General features: G+C 64.2%; 2 protein-coding genes. Both read right to left on the reverse strand.

The window, feature by feature from the left end:
• Positions 1–47 precede the first annotated feature (47 nt).
• Complete coding sequence (locus FCU40_RS22990; protein WP_004625440.1) at positions 48–458, reverse strand: DUF805 domain-containing protein; 411 nt, start codon at positions 456–458, stop codon at positions 48–50.
• 42 nt (positions 459–500) lie between these two features.
• Positions 501–1,004 carry a DUF805 domain-containing protein gene (locus tag FCU40_RS22995; protein ID WP_168078119.1) on the reverse strand — a complete coding sequence of 168 codons (504 nt, stop codon included), beginning with the start codon at positions 1,002–1,004 and terminating at the stop codon, positions 501–503.
• Positions 1,005–1,067 lie beyond the last annotated feature (63 nt).

The raw sequence follows: 1,067 nt of genomic DNA on the forward strand, positions 1-1,067 counted from the left end.
GGGTGGAGCGGTTCCGCGTCGTTAAGAAAGGAGCGCTCGCCGCTAGCTTAGATTGAGATCGTCTTCAACGGGTTGGCGCCATAGCGGTTGGCGCCCTGCTCGCCGCCCATGACGCCCAGCTCGACGATCGCCCACAGGATCACCAGCGAGAACGCGAAGTCCATGAAGCCGTCGGGCCTCGGCCAGACGGCGATCACGGCGATCAGGATCAGCATCGACCACCAGCCCGACCGCCCCCGGTCGTGCAGGCGCTTGGACAGGAGGCAGGCGCCGGAGAACAGCAGCACCGGATAGACCAGCCAGCCGGTCAGCAGGTTCAGCGCCCGCCCGACGCCGGTGACGGCCTCGTACAGCACGGCGAAGCCCAGCAGCGCGCCGGACGCGATCAGGAACGGCGTCCGCGCCAGCCTGCCGTTCGACGACAGGAACAGCTCCGCCCATTCGCTACGATCGCTCATCTGGTCCCGGCTCCGACTCGGCTGCTCCGCCGAGCGGGCAATCTAAGCTTTTGGCGTCTCGCTCGAAAGAGCCGGGCCGCCTTCAGGTTCGGCGCCCAGCACGAGAGGGTTTCTATTCAGCGCCCCACTGTACGCGGGCGGACCATAGCGGTTCGTCGACTTCTGTCCCGGCATGATCGCGTAGTCGACCAGTACGTAAAGAATGAGCGCCACGCCCACAACGCTCAACCAGGCCGAGCCGCCCCCCATGCCCACGGCGAAGAAGATGCACGCGCGGATAGCGATAACGGCGACGGAGAATAGCGCGGGACGGCCACGGTCATGCCCTCGCTTCACCATGAGACCGGAATAGAAAACGAGCAGGACAACGTACCAGGCCAGCGACGCGAATTCGGCGGCGGGCGACGGCGCCATCGTCAAGAGCGCGGCGACCAACATCCAGACGATGTTCAACGCCACGCCATAAGCCCAGAACTCGCCACGGCCAATCCGTCCCTTCCAGGAGAGATAGACCTCGAGAACATGTTTAGGGGTCAGGCGAGCCATGCCCTTGCATGACTCAACCGTGGATAACCCGCAAGACTCTACACAAACTCCACGAGGATTTCA

Source organism: Caulobacter sp. SSI4214 (assembly GCF_012184455.1).
Classification (GTDB): Bacteria; Pseudomonadota; Alphaproteobacteria; order Caulobacterales; family Caulobacteraceae; genus Caulobacter; species Caulobacter vibrioides_E.

Coding starts and splice junctions, on each gene's coding strand:
- FCU40_RS22990 (WP_004625440.1), bottom strand. CDS start 458: ATGAGCGATCGTAGCGAATGGGCGGAGCTGTTCCTGTCGTCGAACGGC.
- FCU40_RS22995 (WP_168078119.1), bottom strand. CDS start 1,004: ATGGCTCGCCTGACCCCTAAACATGTTCTCGAGGTCTATCTCTCCTGG.